19 protein-coding genes are annotated in these 18,624 nt (G+C 38.3%); 8 read left to right on the forward strand and 11 right to left on the reverse strand.

Going from position 1 to position 18,624, the window contains the following annotated elements; all coding sequences use genetic code 11:
• Window positions 1–124 precede the first annotated feature (124 nt).
• Complete coding sequence (locus tag A3EE_RS0111790; RefSeq protein ID WP_018343652.1) at window positions 125–526, forward strand: styrene oxide isomerase; 402 nt, start codon at window positions 125–127, stop codon at window positions 524–526.
• A gap of 62 nt (window positions 527–588) precedes the next feature.
• On the opposite strand, the gene A3EE_RS0111795 is transcribed toward A3EE_RS0111790, so the two are convergent.
• The gene (locus tag A3EE_RS0111795) at window positions 589–1,536 is read right to left on the reverse strand and encodes an L-threonylcarbamoyladenylate synthase (protein ID WP_018343653.1); all 948 of its coding nucleotides are present in this window, start codon (window positions 1,534–1,536) and stop codon (window positions 589–591) included.
• 209 nt (window positions 1,537–1,745) lie between these two features.
• On the opposite strand from A3EE_RS0111795, the gene A3EE_RS0111800 reads away from it, so the two are divergent.
• On the forward strand, window positions 1,746–1,952 hold the full coding sequence (locus A3EE_RS0111800; protein ID WP_018343654.1) for a hypothetical protein: 207 nt from the start codon (window positions 1,746–1,748) through the stop codon (window positions 1,950–1,952).
• Between the two features lie 30 nt (window positions 1,953–1,982).
• On the opposite strand, the gene nadE is transcribed toward A3EE_RS0111800, so the two are convergent.
• A complete protein-coding gene (gene nadE, locus A3EE_RS0111805) occupies window positions 1,983–3,863 on the reverse strand; it encodes an NAD(+) synthase (RefSeq protein WP_018343655.1) in 1,881 nt (626 codons plus the stop codon).
• A 175-nt stretch (window positions 3,864–4,038) separates the two neighbouring features.
• On the opposite strand from nadE, the gene A3EE_RS0111810 reads away from it, so the two are divergent.
• The 3 genes from A3EE_RS0111810 to A3EE_RS0111820 all read left to right on the forward strand — a co-directional run bounded on the left by A3EE_RS0111810 (window position 4,039) and on the right by A3EE_RS0111820 (window position 6,669).
• Entirely contained in the window at window positions 4,039–5,079 is a 1,041-nt protein-coding gene (locus tag A3EE_RS0111810; RefSeq protein ID WP_018343656.1) for an ABC transporter ATP-binding protein, read from the forward strand.
• A gap of 19 nt (window positions 5,080–5,098) precedes the next feature.
• A complete protein-coding gene (locus tag A3EE_RS0111815) occupies window positions 5,099–6,175 on the forward strand; it encodes an o-succinylbenzoate synthase (protein ID WP_018343657.1) in 1,077 nt (358 codons plus the stop codon).
• 89 nt (window positions 6,176–6,264) lie between these two features.
• On the forward strand, window positions 6,265–6,669 hold the full coding sequence (locus tag A3EE_RS0111820; protein ID WP_018343658.1) for a tetratricopeptide repeat protein: 405 nt from the start codon (window positions 6,265–6,267) through the stop codon (window positions 6,667–6,669).
• Between the two features lie 269 nt (window positions 6,670–6,938).
• On the opposite strand, the gene A3EE_RS0111825 is transcribed toward A3EE_RS0111820, so the two are convergent.
• From A3EE_RS0111825 to A3EE_RS0111840, 4 genes are all read right to left on the reverse strand, one after another.
• Complete coding sequence (locus tag A3EE_RS0111825) at window positions 6,939–7,487, reverse strand: hypothetical protein (RefSeq protein ID WP_018343659.1); 549 nt, start codon at window positions 7,485–7,487, stop codon at window positions 6,939–6,941.
• Window positions 7,488–7,524: 37 nt separating this feature from the next.
• Window positions 7,525–8,112, reverse strand: coding sequence for a DUF3885 domain-containing protein (locus A3EE_RS0111830; RefSeq protein ID WP_018343660.1), 588 nt, complete (start codon window positions 8,110–8,112; stop codon window positions 7,525–7,527).
• Between the two features lie 2 nt (window positions 8,113–8,114).
• Window positions 8,115–9,164 (reverse strand): NAD-dependent epimerase/dehydratase family protein, encoded by a 1,050-nt coding sequence (locus tag A3EE_RS0111835; protein WP_018343661.1) that lies wholly within the window; start codon window positions 9,162–9,164, stop codon window positions 8,115–8,117.
• A gap of 68 nt (window positions 9,165–9,232) precedes the next feature.
• Window positions 9,233–9,592, reverse strand: coding sequence for an MmcQ/YjbR family DNA-binding protein (locus A3EE_RS0111840; RefSeq protein ID WP_018343662.1), 360 nt, complete (start codon window positions 9,590–9,592; stop codon window positions 9,233–9,235).
• Between the two features lie 165 nt (window positions 9,593–9,757).
• Here A3EE_RS0111840 and galE point away from each other — a divergent pair, with 165 nt between their 5' ends.
• Entirely contained in the window at window positions 9,758–10,750 is a 993-nt protein-coding gene (gene galE, locus A3EE_RS0111845) for a UDP-glucose 4-epimerase GalE (protein ID WP_018343663.1), read from the forward strand.
• 145 nt (window positions 10,751–10,895) lie between these two features.
• On the opposite strand, the gene A3EE_RS0111850 is transcribed toward galE, so the two are convergent.
• Window positions 10,896–12,236 (reverse strand): amidohydrolase, encoded by a 1,341-nt coding sequence (locus A3EE_RS0111850; RefSeq protein WP_026209743.1) that lies wholly within the window; start codon window positions 12,234–12,236, stop codon window positions 10,896–10,898.
• A gap of 347 nt (window positions 12,237–12,583) precedes the next feature.
• Between A3EE_RS0111850 and A3EE_RS0111855 the strand changes: the two genes are divergently transcribed.
• Complete coding sequence (locus A3EE_RS0111855; RefSeq protein WP_026209744.1) at window positions 12,584–14,068, forward strand: alpha-amylase; 1,485 nt, start codon at window positions 12,584–12,586, stop codon at window positions 14,066–14,068.
• Between the two features lie 18 nt (window positions 14,069–14,086).
• Here A3EE_RS0111855 and A3EE_RS0111860 read toward each other — a convergent pair whose 3' ends face one another.
• From A3EE_RS0111860 to A3EE_RS0111875, 4 genes are all read right to left on the reverse strand, one after another.
• On the reverse strand, window positions 14,087–14,584 hold the full coding sequence (locus A3EE_RS0111860; RefSeq protein ID WP_018343666.1) for a DinB family protein: 498 nt from the start codon (window positions 14,582–14,584) through the stop codon (window positions 14,087–14,089).
• Between the two features lie 64 nt (window positions 14,585–14,648).
• The gene (locus A3EE_RS0111865; protein WP_018343667.1) at window positions 14,649–15,392 is read right to left on the reverse strand and encodes a sulfotransferase domain-containing protein; all 744 of its coding nucleotides are present in this window, start codon (window positions 15,390–15,392) and stop codon (window positions 14,649–14,651) included.
• A gap of 148 nt (window positions 15,393–15,540) precedes the next feature.
• Window positions 15,541–15,960: an RNA recognition motif domain-containing protein gene (locus tag A3EE_RS0111870; RefSeq protein WP_018343668.1), complete on the reverse strand. Its 420-nt coding sequence runs from the start codon at window positions 15,958–15,960 to the stop codon at window positions 15,541–15,543.
• A 223-nt stretch (window positions 15,961–16,183) separates the two neighbouring features.
• Window positions 16,184–17,089, reverse strand: coding sequence for a DMT family transporter (locus A3EE_RS0111875; protein WP_018343669.1), 906 nt, complete (start codon window positions 17,087–17,089; stop codon window positions 16,184–16,186).
• 241 nt (window positions 17,090–17,330) lie between these two features.
• Here A3EE_RS0111875 and A3EE_RS0111880 point away from each other — a divergent pair, with 241 nt between their 5' ends.
• Window positions 17,331–18,593, forward strand: coding sequence for a replication-associated recombination protein A (locus A3EE_RS0111880; protein ID WP_018343670.1), 1,263 nt, complete (start codon window positions 17,331–17,333; stop codon window positions 18,591–18,593).
• Window positions 18,594–18,624: the final 31 nt, after the last annotated feature.

Below are 18,624 nucleotides of genomic sequence, written 5' to 3' on the forward strand. Positions count from 1 at the left end.
TTTTGCAAGATTAAACAGTATTTAATTGGATGAGTGAGCGGATAATTATTTGTACGTCAATTGTTTTATCTTCAATATTAATTCAATAGGTTTGAGGGATCTTGATTTTTTAGAAAGAATAGCTATGGTACATTATCTTATTTTGAATGGAGTTCTTACACTTTTTGTAAGTGTTGTAGGAGGTTTTGCTTTTGCAAAGGCAATTAAATCTATACCTGAACGTGAAGTTGCCTGGCGTGTGGTGCATTCAGGAGGCAGCATGGCCGGTATTATGTTGATGGTTTTTGGTTGTATATGGCAGTACATAGCGCTTGGAAAATATGAATGCGCTGTAGGATGGTCGTTGATTGTTTCTACAGAATTGATGGTTGTAGGAATGTTCCTGGCTGCACTTACTGGCAAACGAGGACTTCGTTCGGATTCAACAGGTATAGAAAAAGTAATTTATTGGTTGTATCTGAGCGGAGGGATTTTATCTACGGTTGCATTGACAGGAATTCTAATTGGGCTAATTTTCTCGTCGTAGAGACGCAATTTATTGCGTCTACTATTACGCAATGAATTATAAAGACGCAATGAATTGCGCCTCTACGCGCAGGCACGTTTCAGTCTATCATTAATCGCAAGACCTAAACCTGTTGCGGGTACATATTCCGTTAGGATAACTTCTGCACCACAGGTATCCAATTCACGCATGGCTGCAAATAAATGCTGTGCAGCTTCGGTTGTATCGCCTTTGGCAGATAAGATATAGTTTTTGTAAACGGATGGATAGGCTTTTTGAAAAGACAGTACGGCAATTTTTTTTGACGCATGCTGAGTAATCAATTCTTCGATGTTGCCTTCTATCATCGGGATGCGTGGTGCATAATGACTTTTTAACATTCCTGGAGCAGCAGGATTGGAGCTGCTTACAGCCTGAATGTTTACAGGTCCGATCACGCGTTCAATTTCTTCGATCGATAAACCTCCTACACGCATAACTGTTGGAATATTATTTTCCCAGCCCACAATCGTTGATTCAACACCGATTGTACACGCGCCTCCATCTAAAATATATTCCACCTCATTACCCAATTGATCTGCTACATGCTGCGCAGTAGTAGGAGAGATGTAACCGAATGGATTTGCACTTGGCGCTGCCAGTGGAAAGTCCAGTGATTGCAATAACTCGAGTGTTAAGGGGTGATTGGGAATGCGGACAGCAACCCGATCCAGGCCACTGGTAACAAGATCGGGAATGTTATTTTTTTTAGGCAGAAGTAATGTGAGCGGACCGGGCCAGAACGCTTGTGCCAATTGCAAAGCCTGCTTCGGTATTTCTGTTACAAAGTTTTTTAATGCTTCAATGGAATGCGTATGAACGATCAAGGGATCAAAACTCGGTCTTTTTTTTACAGAAAAAATTTGTGCAACGGCAATTACATCCAACGCATTTCCTGCAAGTCCGTATACCGTTTCTGTAGGAATGGCCACAATCTTAGCCTGTTGTAATATTGTTTTTGCAGATGTAATGTTTTGTCCGATAGTTGACATTCTAAACGAGTTGTTCAAGTGGCTACAAATTTAGTCCAATTATTTTAGAATTGATCACGCTTTTGAAAATTGCGATTGTGGCCAGTTTGAGTTTTTTAGATTGAATTTTTAAAAAAATGGTACAGGAAGGCTTGTAAGAAGTGCTCAAATTATATGATTTAAGCATTTTAATATCAGTGTATTACCTGATTGTAATTTTTGAATGCAGAATGGAAAAAAAATTACGAAGAGAAGTTGTTGCTTTACATATATCAACAACAGCTATTTTTATGGAACAGATTACAAAAAATGATTACTCAATTTTTAGAAAGAATAACAGTATTTCTACTATTGAACGAATGATTGAAGCAATGCCTGGAGACATTATTATTCCCAGACCAAAGCCTAAGACCAACAATGAAGATGAAGAACTTTAAAGAGAATTAGATTGAGTCTTCTATCTAGGCTCAATCTAATTTATCCAACAGTTCTAATTCTCTTTTAAAACCTCCGCTCAGAATCGGAAAACGGCACCACGAACGTGGATCCACATTGAAGTCATCCATATGGAGAGACGGCGCTATGCGTTCACGTTTCCATTGGTTTATTGCCCAGAGTTTGTAAAATTTCTTTACCCAATATTTATATTCGTTGTGTGTGTGTGTCGAATCTTTAATTAATTCGGTATACACCTGTACCGGCGACCGACGCTCTTTAATTGCTTTACGCTCTATGCGTGCAAGTACGCTATATGGCATCAGATCACGTTCATCGGTTTGCACATAATCCGAAGGTCGGAGCTCGGCCGTAGGAGCAAGGCTATTTACAAGAGCCAAGCCCGTATGATTTCTGTTTTTTTCTGCCCAGCGCAGCCAGCTGCGAATGAAATCTTTGTCAACTCCGGCAATCGGTGCAATGCCGCCTGCCGTATCACCATCCATTGTTGCATAGCCCACATCGCCTTCACTTCTGTTGGATGTTGTAATCAGTAACGCCTGTTTTATATTTGTCAGCAGCCAGATGATCGGTGCACGGCCTCTTGCCTGAATATTTTGTAAGGCAAGATCGTCTGTTTCCCAGGCGAGCTTTCTTCCGATGATATGTTCAATCGTTGATTTGTAATTTTCTATTTCTTCGTTTACGCTCCAATTGTAAAACGTAGCACCGATTGACTCCGCCAGCACTTTGGCCGATGTAAGTGTTTCATCACCGGAGTTAACGGTGGATTGATAGGCTGTTGTAAGAAAAACAGAAGTGATCTTTTTAGCTTGTTCCTCAAAAGATAAAGAAGTCAGTGCAGGTATATCAAAGGATTTTTGCATTCCTGATTTTTCAAGGAAATATTCCGCCCCTAATTCTTTTAATCCTTTGCGGATCATCTCTGCAACCATAATGGCGCAGGCTGCAGAATCTGCACCGCCGCTTAAAGAGAGTACAAAACCTTTGCTGTGACTTTTACGCATGTAGTCAAAAAGTCCCAACGACGTAGCTTCCCAGAATTCAAATTCTTTTTGCAGATCGTCGTGCGTGAGATCAACTTCAGGTGCGATGTCCGAATCTATGTCGATATCGACATAGATAAGATTGACATCTTTAAAAGACAGACGATCGTTGCGCTGCACAAGTTTTCCTCTGTGTGCGATCAGTACTTCACCATCGTATATCATTCGGCCTGCCTCATTGCCCAATAGATTTGAGTAGATGTAGGTACAATTGAAGCGTTCCGAACCACCGATAACCAGATCGTAACGGATGCTTGATTTACCAAATGCAAAATGACTTGCACTTGGATTTAATATTAGAGTAGCTCCTTTTTCGTAATTGCGAATACCTACACGATCTACACGCCAGGCATCTTCACAGATCTCAAATCCGATGCGCGCACCTTTGACATTGTAGAGCACATCACCTAATGGATAGGGTGTGTCATTGTATTTGAAGGTAGTAATGTGATTGCGCATCCAGGCGGTAAACCACCGTGTTTCGTAGTGGACGCCTTCATTAGCCAGGAATTGTTTTGCAGTAAATCCTTTTACTTCGCCATCTTCGATCAGACAGGCGCAGTTGTAGGTATTGCCATTAAGTCGAACGGGTAAGCCGATGGAGACAATAATATCGCTGCATTCTTCAGCAATTTTAAAACAATAATGTAAAGCAGTTTCGCAGACCCAATCCGTTAAAAATAGATCTTCACATCCGTAGCCCGTAATACATAATTCAGGCAAACATAAAATTTCTACGTTCGCATTTTTAGCGTCCTGTATTGCCTGTAAGATATTCTTAACATTGTTATCCCAGTCGATCGGGGTTTGATTGACCGCTGCGCCACCTATCCGTATAGTACCCATAGTGATAAAAAGAAGTAATTGAAAGGTAAGAAAAAAAGTTCAAAGTTTAAAGTTCTGTATTTTATGAAGGTTTATACACTTTCCAATAAAAAGGTGACTAAAGCGACAAGCTTAGAGCTTTTGGCTTTCGGCGTTAAGCTTTTTGCCTTTCGTTTTTTTCAACTACATTTACAAGATGTTATCAGTGAAAAATTTAAGCATGCGTTATCAGGAAGCTACTTTTGATGCCGTGCACGACATATCTTTTGATCTTCCCAAAGGTTCGAAATTGGCCATCGTAGGAGAGAGCGGCAGTGGCAAAACAACCTTGTTAAAATTGCTGGCTGGTTTATTTGATCCAAGTGCAGGAGAGATCTCTCTAAATGAATCGCTGGTACTGGGGCCTTCTCATAATTTAGTGGCAGGTCACGAACACATTCGTATTGTGCTGCAGGATTACGGCTTGAAAAAAAATCAGTCGTTGAAAGAAAATCTGGAATATCCGTTGCGCTATTTTACACCGGAAGAACAGCAACAGAAAATTGCAGTTTTGGCAAAAACGTTTCACATACAGAATTTGCTAGATCGTAAATCGTATCAATTGTCGGGCGGACAGCAACAGCGCGCTGCCATTGCTACCTGCTTTGCAGCGAACCCTCAGGTGATGCTGATGGATGAACCATTCAGTAATCTGGATGTATTGCTTGCGGATCATATACGTATGCATATGATGAAGGAAGTGAAGAAAAATAAAACAAGTCTGATCTTTGTTACACACCAAACAGATGATGCGCTTGCATTGGCAGATACCATATTGGTGATGCGCAATGGCGAACGGGTGCAGCTTGGTACAGTTGAAGAAATTTACGATCAGCCGGTATCGCCGTATGTTGCCGCATTATTCTCGGATATTAATTTCTTCCGTTTTTCTAAATTAGAAGATTTGAAGTTGAAAGGATATAAGCCCTGTGAAAAGGAATTGGGTAATAATTTTGTTGCCGGTATCCGTTCACACGATATAGAAGTAATCACAAAAGGAAGAGGTTTGACAAAAGCAGTTGTGATCCGCAAAGAATTTCACGGAGATCAATATAAATTATTTTTGCGCTTACCAAATAAATTGCAGCTGAAAGCTTTTACAACGGACATATCCATACAGGATGGAGATGTTGTAAAATTGAATTTCACCTTTGATGATGTGTTGCTGTTCCCGAATCAAACGAGTCTGGATGTTTAATTAATCGTAGAACAGGTGTATGAATATTCGCTGGAAAAAACATCGGTTGGATTTTACATTTCAGGCAGGAACTTCAAGAGGTGTATTGACGCACAAAGATACGTGGATCCTGATCGGTTCTGAAGGTGGAAAAGAATTTTACGGAGAATGCGGGCCATTAAAAGGTTTGAGTATAGATGACCGTCCGGATTTTGAAGCCAAGCTGGATGCTGTATGTGCGCATGCCAACACACGTTCTATACATGCCTGGAATACGTTAGGGTTCATTGATTCATTGGTACCTGAATTGGGATTGATCGGCTTTCCTTCTATTGTAATGGGATTGGAAACCTTACAGGCTGATTTTTTAAATGGGAGCAAACAGGAGATTTTCGAAAGCAGTTTTTATAATTTTGAATCACCGATTGCAATCAATGGTCTGGTGTGGATGAATGAACCTGAACACATGCTGACGCAGGCATTGCAGAAAATTGAATCCGGGTTTTCCTGTATTAAGCTGAAAGTTGGCGCCATTGATTTTGAAAAAGAATGTTGGGTGCTTGAAAAAATAAGAGAGCAGCATCCGGAAGATAAAGTAGTATTACGCGTAGATGCGAACGGTGCATTTACCGAAGAGAATGTATGGCAAAGGCTGGAAGCGCTTTCTGCATACGGTCTTCATTCCATCGAGCAGCCCATCAAAACCAAGCAGATCGAGTTGATGCGTCAACTCTGTAAAGACTCCGGTATTGATATTGCATTGGATGAAGAATTGATTGGTATTCATACGTTGGAAGAAAAAGAAAATCTGCTGGAGGAAATTGATCCGCCGTTTATTATTCTGAAACCAACCTTATTGGGAGGTTTCAGAGAAACGGATGAATGGATCAAAGCTGCGGAGTACAGAGGTATTGAATGGTGGATGACATCAGCGCTTGAATCCAACATTGGTCTGAATGCGATCTGTCAGTTTACTTCTACATATTCAATTTATATGCCGCAAGGCTTGGGTACAGGCAGCTTGTATCACAACAATATCCCTTCGCCATTAACTGTTTATCGTGGAGGCATTCATTACGACAAAGATAAAAGCTGGGATTTTACTGTTCTTAAATAATAATCCCCTAAACCTCCAAGGATTTTCAAAATAAAGCCAAATAGTTTAATAGAAATAAATCCTTGGAGGTTTTAAAATAATTGATTCCAATGAATACACAACAACCCAATATAAGCTCTATAAACTTTTTTGCACTAGCATTGCAAGCAGCTTTTCTATTTTTGCTATATATAGGTTTTGACTATTCCGGTTCGGATGAATCAGCATTGTGGGCGGGAATGATATACTTAGTGCTTGCGTATGGTTTGCGTTACTTCGTACCCATTCATCATCGTAAAGGTTTACGCGAATTGAAGCAAGGGAATTATGAAGAAGCGCTCAAGCATTTTGAAAAAAGTTATGAATACTTTTCAGCACATCCCTGGATCGATTTTTTCAGAGTGTTTACAATGTTTAGTGCGTCGAAATTATCGTACCGTGAAATGGCTATGATGAATAAATATATTTGTTTAGAAGCGTTAGGTCGGGTAGAGGAATTTTATAAAGAGTTTTGACGATCTGCTATCTAGCAAGTCTTTTATTTTCGATGATTTCAAATCAAAAACTACCCTATCGCTGTTGTTGGTGTTTCCGCAAGAACTAAGTTATTTTAATGAGTAGAGAATAACGCGGATCACCAACAACCAACTGCTCTCAGTATTGTCTGCCTAGATTGTTGGTGATCTGCGCAAATGCGCTTCCTCTAACGTCACATGTGCTCAGGCAGAAACACCAACAATAGCCAAGAAGAATTTTATAAAGAGTTTTGACAGTTATTATAGTTCTAATCAACATAGCCGTTATATACTATTCGTGATAGAATATTATTTTTAAGGATCAACATAACATCCGTATTGCCTTCAAAATCTGTAACGGTTAACGTATCTCTACTTGATTGTGCATTCAATGTTTTTAATAATTCATCTCTGGAAATTCCCACTTTAATTCCTTTGGAAAGAGAAATTTCAGCATTACGAATATCTGAACTGATTAAAATGTTTTTATCAGGTGTGCGATAAATTGTTATGTTTGATTCTTTGAAACTTAAACGTTCAATTGTATCTATTTGTCCGGCTACGAACCTATTTGCTTCAGTTGTTTTTTCAGAACTGAAATTGAAATCAACATCCGTAGTAACCTTAATTAAATCATCAGACCACGTCAATAGCAACGAATCATCTTGCAGCCAACCATCAATATCATTATCTATTGTGTCGTTCAAATCATTTTCTGGTAACGTAGTTATCGTATCAATCAGTGCATTTTCTTCAACATGTTGTTTGGAACAGCTGCAAAGGAGTGCTATTAAAATTAAAGTGATAATTTTTTTCATGATTTTAAACAAGTTTATTGTTCGTTCATATTAAAAATCATAAACCATCTGGATGATTTGAAAGCCAATCTTTGTATTTGGTTTTATACAGATCACGGGTTTTAGTATCCGGTAATATTATGTCCATTCCTCCATCGTATGGAACAACAATAATATTTCTTATTGTATTTATGAACATTGCCCTTGTTTCGCCATCTGCAATTTTTATTAGTAATTCATTAAAATTTCCAGATTTCCAGATTTCGTTTTTTATACATACTTCATAATACATTGTGTAATCGCTATATTCTAACGGTCTGATTTGATGTAATGCTAAGGTATCTACTTTTATAAAATCATTTAAATTAAAATAAGAATAATCATCGTTCACTTGTGCTGATAGATCAGATTTAAATAATCCTAGGGTAATAATAAAATCATCCGTATGAAATAAGTCTGTAATTAATGTGTTTTGTCTGTTTAATATACATTCATACTCCGCTTTATTTTCGGCATATCTTTTTGAGTCTGGTAAATAATGAATGCGAAACCACCTATCTTTAAAATAGGTTTTTAATTCATAATCTATTGGATATGAATCGGGATAAATTGTATTCCAGTATTTTATAAAATTAGCCGATGTCATATTTACACAATTCCATTATCCGCCAACTGCTGAAACATCTCTGTAATGGATTCTTCAATCGGTCTGTAATGCACACCAAGTTCCTGTATACTTTTGCTGTTATCTACTTTCCATTCATGACCAACATTCCGACTGATCATCTTACGCTTAAATCCTGCCAGCGGTGCCAGCAACCATACAAGTGGCTTTGGTAAATAACGGCTTGGAAAAGGATATGCCGTACCGTATTTTTTCTTTAAGATGTTTGCTAACGGAAGCAAGCCTGTATTTTCTGCAGATGTAATGTAACGGCCTTTTGCCTGCGGAGTAAAGCCTGCTTTGAAATGTACTTCTGCCACATCGCGGACATCTACTACACCAATATAAAATTCCGGAATACCGAATTTCATACTGCCATCACCGATCTGCCGTACAATGTTGAAACTTTCGGATGTTGCAAACGCATTCAAACCCGGACCGATCACCAAAGATGGATTGATCGTTACCAGATCCCATCGATCCTGTTTTTTATTGATCTCCCAGGCCGCACGTTCTGCGACAACTTTAGAATAATTATACGGTTGATGCGTTACGCTTGAAGTCGTATTCCAATAGGCTTCTGTTGCCAGTCCATTTGGAAACGATTCGCAATCTATGGCATCGCCTATGATGGCTACACTGCTGCTGGTTAATACCACACGTTGTACAGAAGCTGTTCTGTTTACAGCATCCAATACATTCTTCGTTCCTATTAAGGCTGGATCTACTAAATCGCGCTGTGGGTCTTTTACTTTATTGATAAACGGAGAAGCTGTATGAAACACCAATTCACAGTCTTTCATCGCTTCATCAAATGATCCCGCTTCTAACAGATCCGCCTTGAAGAATTTTAATGTGCCGGGTGCTTGTGCAGCAATGTTCTGAAGGTATTTTAATTTATCTGTATTGTGTGGATCCCTTACGGTAGCATGCACGGTTAGCCCTTCGTTCAGTAATTTTTTTACGATCCAGCCCGCTACATACCCTGTTGCACCTGTTACTAATACCGGTTTTTCTTTATCAATGACCCTCATCTATACGGTTTGTTAATTGTTAAAAATTATAGTTATAAAAGATATACGAAAACAATGAAGAAGCCGATTTATTCTATCTCAGAAATTTCAGCTTTTGTTTTTTTAGGTAAAGCATTATACACTAAGTTGTATGAATCATCGATCCATTCTTTGATAAGAGATTCCCGTACACTTCCATCGCATATAATTGTATTCCAATGCTTTTTGCTCATGTGATATCCCGGTACTACGCAGGAGTATCTTTCTCTCAGTTCAACCGCTTTTTCCGGATCACTTTTAACATTGAATTGTACCGGAGAACCGGTTAACGAAAGCAGTAAAAATATCTTACCTCCAACTTTAAAAACGAGTGTCGTATCATCAAACGGAAAACTTTCCTCCACTGCTTTTTTACTGATGCAATAATTTCGTAATACCTCAACATCCATATGATTCAGGATTTTATTAGACGTGTTTTCTATGTTAAAGGTAGTAACAGTTCAATCAAAATAGTAACAAAAAAATAATTTTATAAAATAATTGCTGATCGGGTCCATATTGTTTGGTTCTACGCCAGATTTGAACTAGTTTAGTTTAGTATTTATATTCATTATATGTCAACAATTTTAGTTACTGGCGGGGCTGGTTATATTGGTTCGCATGCTGTAAGAGCACTTGCCAATTTGAATTACGAAGTAATTGTCTTAGATAATTTGGTTTACGGACATAAAGAATCCATTCTTAATAAAGAAGTCCGGTTTATCGAAGGAGATATCGCAAATAAATCTTTGGTTGCGGACATTCTGAAAACATATAAAGTAGATGCGGTCATGCACTTTGCTGCCTATGCCTATGTTGGAGAGTCGGTGACCGATCCTGCAAAATATTATTCGAACAATTTAACATCTTCGATTGCATTATTGGATGCGATGCGTGAAGCAGGTTGTAAAAACATTATATTCTCATCTACCTGTGCATCCTATGGTGCACCGAAATACATTCCCATTGATGAATCGCATCCGCAGGATCCGATCAATCCGTATGGCGCCAGTAAATGGATGCTGGAGCGTGTGATAAAAGATTACCATCATGCCTATGGGATCAATTATGCATTCCTGCGTTACTTCAATGCTTCCGGTTGTTCTGCAGATGGTTTGATCGGTGAAGATCACGATCCGGAACCGCACTTGATTCCGTTGATACTAAAAGCGGTAAAAGGTGAGCGTGCTGCGATCACGGTATTTGGTACAGATTACGAAACGCCGGACGGTACGTGTGTGCGGGATTACATTCACGTTGAAGATTTAGCAGATGCACACATCAAAGCGTTTGCCTATTTATCGAGTGGTAAAGGTCCTGTTATTTGCAACCTCGGTACAGGCATCGGATATTCGGTGAAAGAAATGATCGATGCTGCCGAACGTGTTACAGGCAAACCGGTTCCTGTTATCTACGGAGATCGCAGAGAAGGTGATCCATCTTTCCTTGTAGGAAATCCTGCGAAGGCCTTAGCAGAGCTAGGCTGGAAGGCAAAATATACCAGCATTGAAGATATTATTGCTACTGCCTGGAAGTGGGAGAACGGCGAGCGTAAGGGGCGCTACTAGACATTCTATTGGCCAAATTATTTCACATCGTTTTAGCGATGTGCTTTATATCATATTAAAAGAAGGAGTCACTACATTTTATTTCAGTAAAGTGTAGTGACTCCTTCTTTAATAACCAAAGTACTCTAGGAATAAAGTGGATGTATTATTTTTGAAACATCTCAAGCAATGCACCTGCGCCTAAATATGTGCAGTATGGTATTGCTGTTAAGTCAACTTTAAAATCTCCATTATGATTGTAGTAAGGAAACATTTTACCAGCTTTGTTAGCATTAGCTACATCAGTTGGATTCGCTATGCCCACTAAAAAATAATCATATACTTGTTTTTTTGCAGGAATAACTAAATGTTGAAAATCTTCAGAGCCCATTACTGGAGGCATTCCCAATATGTTTTTTCCTGGTCCTGCCATATCTTTAAGAGCGATATTTATTTTATCAACCATAAAGGTGTCATTCTTTAAAGGGATAACCAATTGCTTCATTTTTATTGTTGGATATAATTCTTTTGGTAGATTATTTGCAACAGCAATACCAGTATTGATTTGATTTATGCCATCAAGCATGAGTTTTCTATCAGTTTCATTAAACCAACGTAAGTTTAATTTTAATGTAGCTGAAGCAGGAATTACATTGTTGTCAGTACCAGCTTGTACTGCACCAACTGTAAGTACCGCCGCTGCCTGGGGATCGATGTTGCGGCTTATAATTGTTTGATATTGTAAAATTGCATTTGCAGCCATAACTATAGGGTCAATCGCTCCTTGTGGAGTTGAACCATGTCCACCTACACCATGGAAGGTAACATCTAATTGATCAGCACCAGCCATTCGATAGCCTGGAGAATTTAAGTAATAGCCAACAGGTAAAGGGGCTGTATGCATACCGAGTAAATAATCTGGTTCAGGGACACCTTTTTTATACATTTCTGCTGCCATAGCATTAGCGCCACCACCTGGTTCTTCTGCAGGTTGTGCTACCATAACTAGCGTTCCTTTCCATTCGTTTTTGAGCGTAACCATAATTTTAGCAATACCCAGCATCCATGTAGTGTGCGCATCATGACCACAGGCATGCATAACTGGAACTTCTATGCCTTCATCATTTTTTGCATTTTTTGTGCTAGCATAAGGAAGGCCTGTCGTTTCTTTTACAGCGTTACAGTCCATATCTGCACGATACATTACAATCGGACCTTCACCATTTTTTAATATGCCCACAACACCTGTTTTCCCAATGCCTGTCATAACTTCATATCCTAATGCCTTCAATTCTTTAGCAACGATGGCTGAAGTTCTGAATTCCATAAAACCCAATTCAGGATTTTCATGGATGTCCTGAAATATTTTTACAAGCCTAGTAGAATCTGAATACGCTAATTGTTTGATTTTTCTAAAATCAATCTTGGAACTTTTAGATATATGAGAACTAGTTAAAAGTAGGGATATTAAAAGTAGAAATACAAAACGTATTGATGTATGTATCATAATACATAGTATATAGTGATGAAAAACTTGAGTAAAATATGAATGAATGAATGAATGAATTGATTTGGAATCAATAAATATAAATTATTTCTATGAAAAATGAAATATGATTATCGTCAATTGTTTTGTGAGATACTTTGTGTATATGAATGAATAATGTTAAGATTTATTAATGATGATTTTTTAAAAAGGTTTTAATTAAATAATGGAAATTTTAAAATATGATAATTATGATAAAAGTTAGTGGAAAGATGTAACAAGCTTAGTTTATATAAGCATACTTTTAGCATTGATATATAATTTATTCGAATTTCTTTTATTCTCTATTACATTTAAATATAGTACATATGCTAAACGGGATCATGATGCAATTTTTTCACTGGTATTCCTGGGAAGGTGGTAATTTGTGGAGTTATTTGAAAAATGAAGCACCACGGCTTGCAGACCTTGGTGTTACTGCAGTATGGCTCCCACCTGCATATAAGGGAACTGGCGGAGAAAATTCAAGAGGTTACGATGTATATGATTTATATGATTTGGGCGAGTTTGATCAGAAGGGTAGTGTTAAAACCCGCTTTGGGACGAAAGATGAATATTTAGATTGTATTAAAACCCTTCAAGAGCATGGTATAACTGCTATTGCAGACATTGTATTGAATCATAAAGGTGGTGGCGACGAAATTGAAAAGGTATGGGTTAAAAAAGTTAATCCCGAAAATCGAAATGAGTTTATAAGTGACCGTTATGAAATCGAAGCGTATACCAAGTTTACATTTCCAGGAAGAAATAAGCAGTATTCAGATTTTATCTGGACCTCACAATGTTTTTCAGGTGTAGATTATGATGCAGGAAATAAAGAGACTGCAATCTATAGCATTCAGAATGAATATGGCGATGGATGGGAAGAAGTGATTGATGTAGAAAAAGGAAACTTTGATTATTTGATGTGTTGCGATATTGAGTACAGAAATCAAGCAGTGCGTGATGAAATAAAAAACTGGGGTAAGTGGTATCTTGAAACAACTGGTTTTAATGGTATGCGCTTAGATGCAATCAAACATATCTCACCTAGATTTATTATTGAATTTATTGATTACATGCGTAGTCTTAAAAATGATTTGTTTGTTGTTGGTGAATATTGGGCTCCTGGAGATTTGCCTTTGTTGAAAAAATATATAGATGTTACTCAAGGTCGCATGACCATATTTGATGCATCCTTACATCATAATTTATACGCCGCTTCGGAACAAGGAAAGGCGTATAATATGTCAACTATTTTTAATGGAAGTTTGGTACAGGAAATTCCGGACCTGGCTGTAACCTTGATTGATAATCACGATACACAACCTTTGCAAGCGCTTGAAGCACCCGTAAATCCATGGTTTAAGGGGCTAGCGTACGCATTAATTTTGTTGAGAGAAAAAGGATATCCCTGTGTATTTTATCCAGACTTATATGGTTCATCTTATAAGGATAAAGGCAAAGATGGAAATGAGTATGAAATTTTTATGCCTAAGTGTGAACCTTTGGAAGGCTTGTTAAAAGCACGAAAAGAAATGGCTTACGGATACCAACGTGATTATTTTGATCACCCAAATTGTGTCGGCTGGACACGTGAAGGTAAACTGGACGACGATAAAACCGGCTGTGCTGTATTGATTTCGAATGGTGAAGATGGCTATAAACACATGGAGATCGGAAGCAGGCATGCAGGTAAAGCCTTCTATGATTATTTAGGAAACATTCAGGAAGAAGTTCATATCGCAGAAAATGGTTGGGCAGAATTCAAATGCAAAGGCGGAAGTGTTTCTGTTTGGGTGCAGAGAATGTAAAGGAATGGCTCTGTGTGATCAAGCTAAATACCGCTCTTTAATAATTTCGATGTGATGCACCTCATGACCGATCGTAGCTTTAAGAAAATCTTCTACCGTCATTTCAAATATCCATGCTTTTCCTGTAAGCTTTAATTGCTCCGAAGATAATGTATGAATAAAACTGATGCTGGCATTGCGTACATTTTCAAAGTCTGCAAGTAATTGTTTGTACGGCAGTTCATCAAAACGGCTGTTCTCCATAAAAACATTCTGATCATAACCGGGTAGGAGTGTAGGGTCTTTTTTGCTGAACCGTAAGATGCGGTATATCATGATGCGCTCGTGATCGGTGATGTGACCAAGGATCTGTTTAATGCTCCATTTACCGGGAGCATATCTGTACGTAGATTTTTCTTCGTTAATTGAATGGAGTAATTTCATGTTCTCTTTTGACAGGAAGAGATCCATGTAATTCTGATCGCCGGCGCATTCAATGTAATAGGGGAAGCCATCGTTAACGGAGTATTTCATCATACTTATGGTTTAATTTGAAAAATGATTACTAATCTTCAAGTGCAGCAAAGGGTTTGGGTATATCTTACAATAATGTATAATTGAATGCTTCAACTACATCTTTATCCAAATGCTGATTTATATATGCAATTTCCGTATCAGATAATTCAGTTCTCCAGTTTTCGTTTAGATAATAATCCTGATAAAATGAATGCGATTTGGCATCACTCTTTGTTGATTGGAAGAAGTTTTCAAAAGACTTCTGTTGATTCATCTTTAAAAAAATAAAAACTTTTTTTAATTCAGATTCATAATCTTCAAGTACTGCTTCGTACGTTAAGGTTAGTGTTTGATCGGGAAGCTCTTTTTTTAATTTTAAATACGAACGATTTTTTTCGTTCCATAAATGGATCGGATTTGTGTAAAAATCTTTACCACTCATATCTCTGCCTTGTGCTTGCCATTGCATCTTCAGGAAATCAATGAAGGTGTCCGGTTTTTCTTTTTTGTATTTATAATGATAGGGTCTTTTATATAACGAAAGTAAAAATGAGTAGGGGTTTTTGGAGATTGTTATAAAATGAATATCCGCTAAATGCCTATGATTTAATACGTGTTTCATTTTCACTTCTGCATGTTTCCATCCCAGGTTGTATCTGGCTGTAAAAAAGAAGAACAGATCTTTAGTAAATTCTGAAAACTTGAAAAGTTTGCGTCTGGGAACACCGCTTCGCATCCATTCGATCTTATCAGCAGCATTTATGGTTATTAATTTTGCTACGTAATTGGTGCCGGTATTTCTTTCTCCAAACAGTTTTATTTTATTCATTATTAAAAACAAATCAGTTCAATAAATGTACAAAAAAGCTTGTATCCTGTTTGCTTAAAGAGCAGGAAATTTTAGCTGAAAATACTGAAACAAAAAAAGGCCACGCGAATTCGCATGGCCTTTTAAAATCTATAAGAGTGTGTGTGAATTAACGATCACCTCTGCTGTTGCGTCCGTTTCCGCTTCCGCCGAAACCACGGCTGTTGCCGCCACCGCCACCGCCGTAACCACCGCCGCCACCATAGCCACCGCCACGGTTACCGCCGCCGTAGCCACCGCCACCGCTGTTTCCACCACCACTGAATCCACTTCTTCTTGGACCATCTTTTTTCTCTTCTGATTTGTTAACAACGATTGTACGTCCGTTAACTTCAGCACCGTTTAGTTCGTCGATTGCTTTTTGTGCTTTTGCATCATCCGGCATTTCAACAAAACCGAAGCCTTTGCTTCTTCCTGTGAATTTGTCAGAGATGATTTTCACTGAACTTACTTCACCATACTCTTCAAAAAATTCTCTTAATTCGTTTTCTTCTAAACTGAATGGAAGGCTTCCAACAAAGATGTTCATAATTATAAATTACCTAGTGTAAATTGATTGTACTTATTTATACAAAAATAACCTTATTTTATTCAAGTACTAGAAATTATACTTTTTAATTTTAATCCGCACCTCAAAATACGTCCAATAATATTAAAAATCTGATTCGGAGATTTGAAAAGAGGTATATTTAATTCTGATAGTGGGTATAAATGCCTTTTAATTAGCTTTTTATATTTTAAGAAATACCTGTTTAATCGGTACTTTTAGCAACCTTTTTGTTTTCTGAACTTTTGCTGACCAGATACACCCCCAGTAAAATAGCTACAGAACTGATCAATTTCTGTCCGTCCATTTTGTCTGACCCGAAATACAGGGCTACTAAAGTAGTAACGATGGGCTGTATATAGACATACATACTGGAAACTGCCGGACTCACATCTTTCAATACATCTACACCGATATAGTAATTTACGATCGTTGCAAACACCACGATAAAGCCCAATGAAAGCCATGCATACGTTGGGATGTGCAGCCAATCGGTATCGATATATCTTGAATAACAATAAGGGAAACTCAGGAAGGTTCCCATTAAAAAAATCCAGAAGATTACCGTAACGGAATCATAGGTCCGCATGAGCTGGCGCGCAAGAATTAAGAAGATGCCGTATGAAATTGCATTTACTAAAATAAATACATCGCCGATAAATAAACCTTCAAATTTCCCTTTCGAATCCAACAGCAGAATGACCGCGCCGGTTGCACTTAATAACAATCCCGCAACATTCCAGAAGGTCATTTTATCTTTCAGAAAAATAATAGACAATACAAATACCGTGATCGGTATACCTGCCATGATCAACGATGTATTAATGGGTGAAGTAAGATTCAATCCTTCAAAGAAAAAGATCTGATTGATGGTAATGCCAAAAACAGCACATAAAAAAAGTCGTAGATAATCCTTTTGTTCGATTTTAAAAGAACGTTTGCTCAGAAAAATAAACGCAAAAAAGAAAAGCGATGTACAACTCATCCGAATCCAGATGATGCTGGAAGGTTGAATGAACTCCGGCATTACTTTTTTTGCAATGGTATAATTGAAGCCTGAAATAATCGTAAGTATTGCTAAAAAAATATGTGCACGCAGTATTCGATTCATTGTTGATTTGTTGAAATATTGGGAATTCCCTAACTATTTAACCGTTGGCTTTAGCCAACGGCAATGAAAGCAAAACATCTCTTTGGGTAAGAGAAGTCCGGCTTTCATTGCCGACACATTTATGTGACGGATAAGTAATGATTATCTCTATTATTGATAGACAATTTTATGTAAATTTACTAAAGCTAGCTTGCAGTAGCTAAGAAAAGATTTAATTCCGGCTTTAATTCACAACACAACTATGCAATTGATTCCTTTGGCAGAACGCATGCGTCCTAAAAATATTGAGGATGTATATGGACAACAACACCTTATCGGTGAAGGTATGGTTTTCAGACGTTTTGTGGAAGAAGGGAAAATTCCATCGATGATCTTGTGGGGACCGCCCGGTGTGGGTAAAACCACGCTTGCACAATTGCTGGCTACAACGGTCGGACTACCATTCTATACACTTTCTGCCATCAGTTCGGGTGTGAAAGAAGTACGTGAAGTAATTGCCAATGCACAGCAGGAAGGTAAAGCTGTTCTTTTCATTGATGAAATTCACCGCTTCAGCAAATCGCAGCAGGACGCCTTGCTGGGTGCAGTTGAAAAAGGGATCATTCAGTTGATCGGTGCTACTACAGAGAATCCGTCCTTCGAAGTAATTCCCGCTTTGCTATCACGTTGTCAGGTGTATGTATTGCAGCCCTTGAGTGAAGAAGAGCTTGTAACTTTATTGCATCATGCATTGGCAACAGATGAATATTTAAAAACAAAAAAAGTTGCCATAAAAGAACACGAATCGCTGCTGCGTTTATCCGGTGGCGATGCACGAAAGCTCTTGAACTTACTGGAACTTGTGATCGATGCATCGGGCAAAGGAGACATAGTTATTACCGATGAATATGTACAGAAGATCGCGCAAAAGAAAGTAGCCTCTTACGATAAGAATGGAGAGATGCATTACGACATCATTTCGGCATTCATTAAATCCGTTCGCGGAAGTGATCCCAATGCAGCAGTATACTGGCTTGCACGTATGATCGAAGGGGGAGAAGAAGTGGAATTCATTGCACGCCGGTTGTTGATTTTAGCTTCCGAAGATATTGGTAATGCCAACCCTACAGCACTTGTGATGGCTACTACAGCCTTTGATGCCGTACGTTTTATCGGCTGGCCCGAATCCAGAATTATTTTATCTCAGGTTACAACATACCTTGCCTCTTCACCGAAAAGCAATGCCTCCTACATGGCCATCGGTGAAGCGCAGCAGTTGGTGCGATCTATGGGAGATCTTCCTGTGCCATTGCATCTACGCAATGCACCAACCAAACTCATGAAAAATCTGGATTACGGCAAAGAATATAAGTACGCACATTCCTACGATAATAATTTTGTAGAACAGGAATACATGCCCGACAAACTATCCGGCAAAAAAATCTACGAACCCGGCAACAACGCAAGAGAGCAGGAGCTGAGAACGTTTCTGCAAAAGAGATGGAAGGAGAAATACCGCTATTGAATTATGAGTTATGAATTCAATAATCTGCTAG

The organism is Cytophaga aurantiaca DSM 3654, assembly GCF_000379725.1.
Classification (GTDB): domain Bacteria; phylum Bacteroidota; class Bacteroidia; order Cytophagales; family Cytophagaceae; genus Cytophaga; species Cytophaga aurantiaca.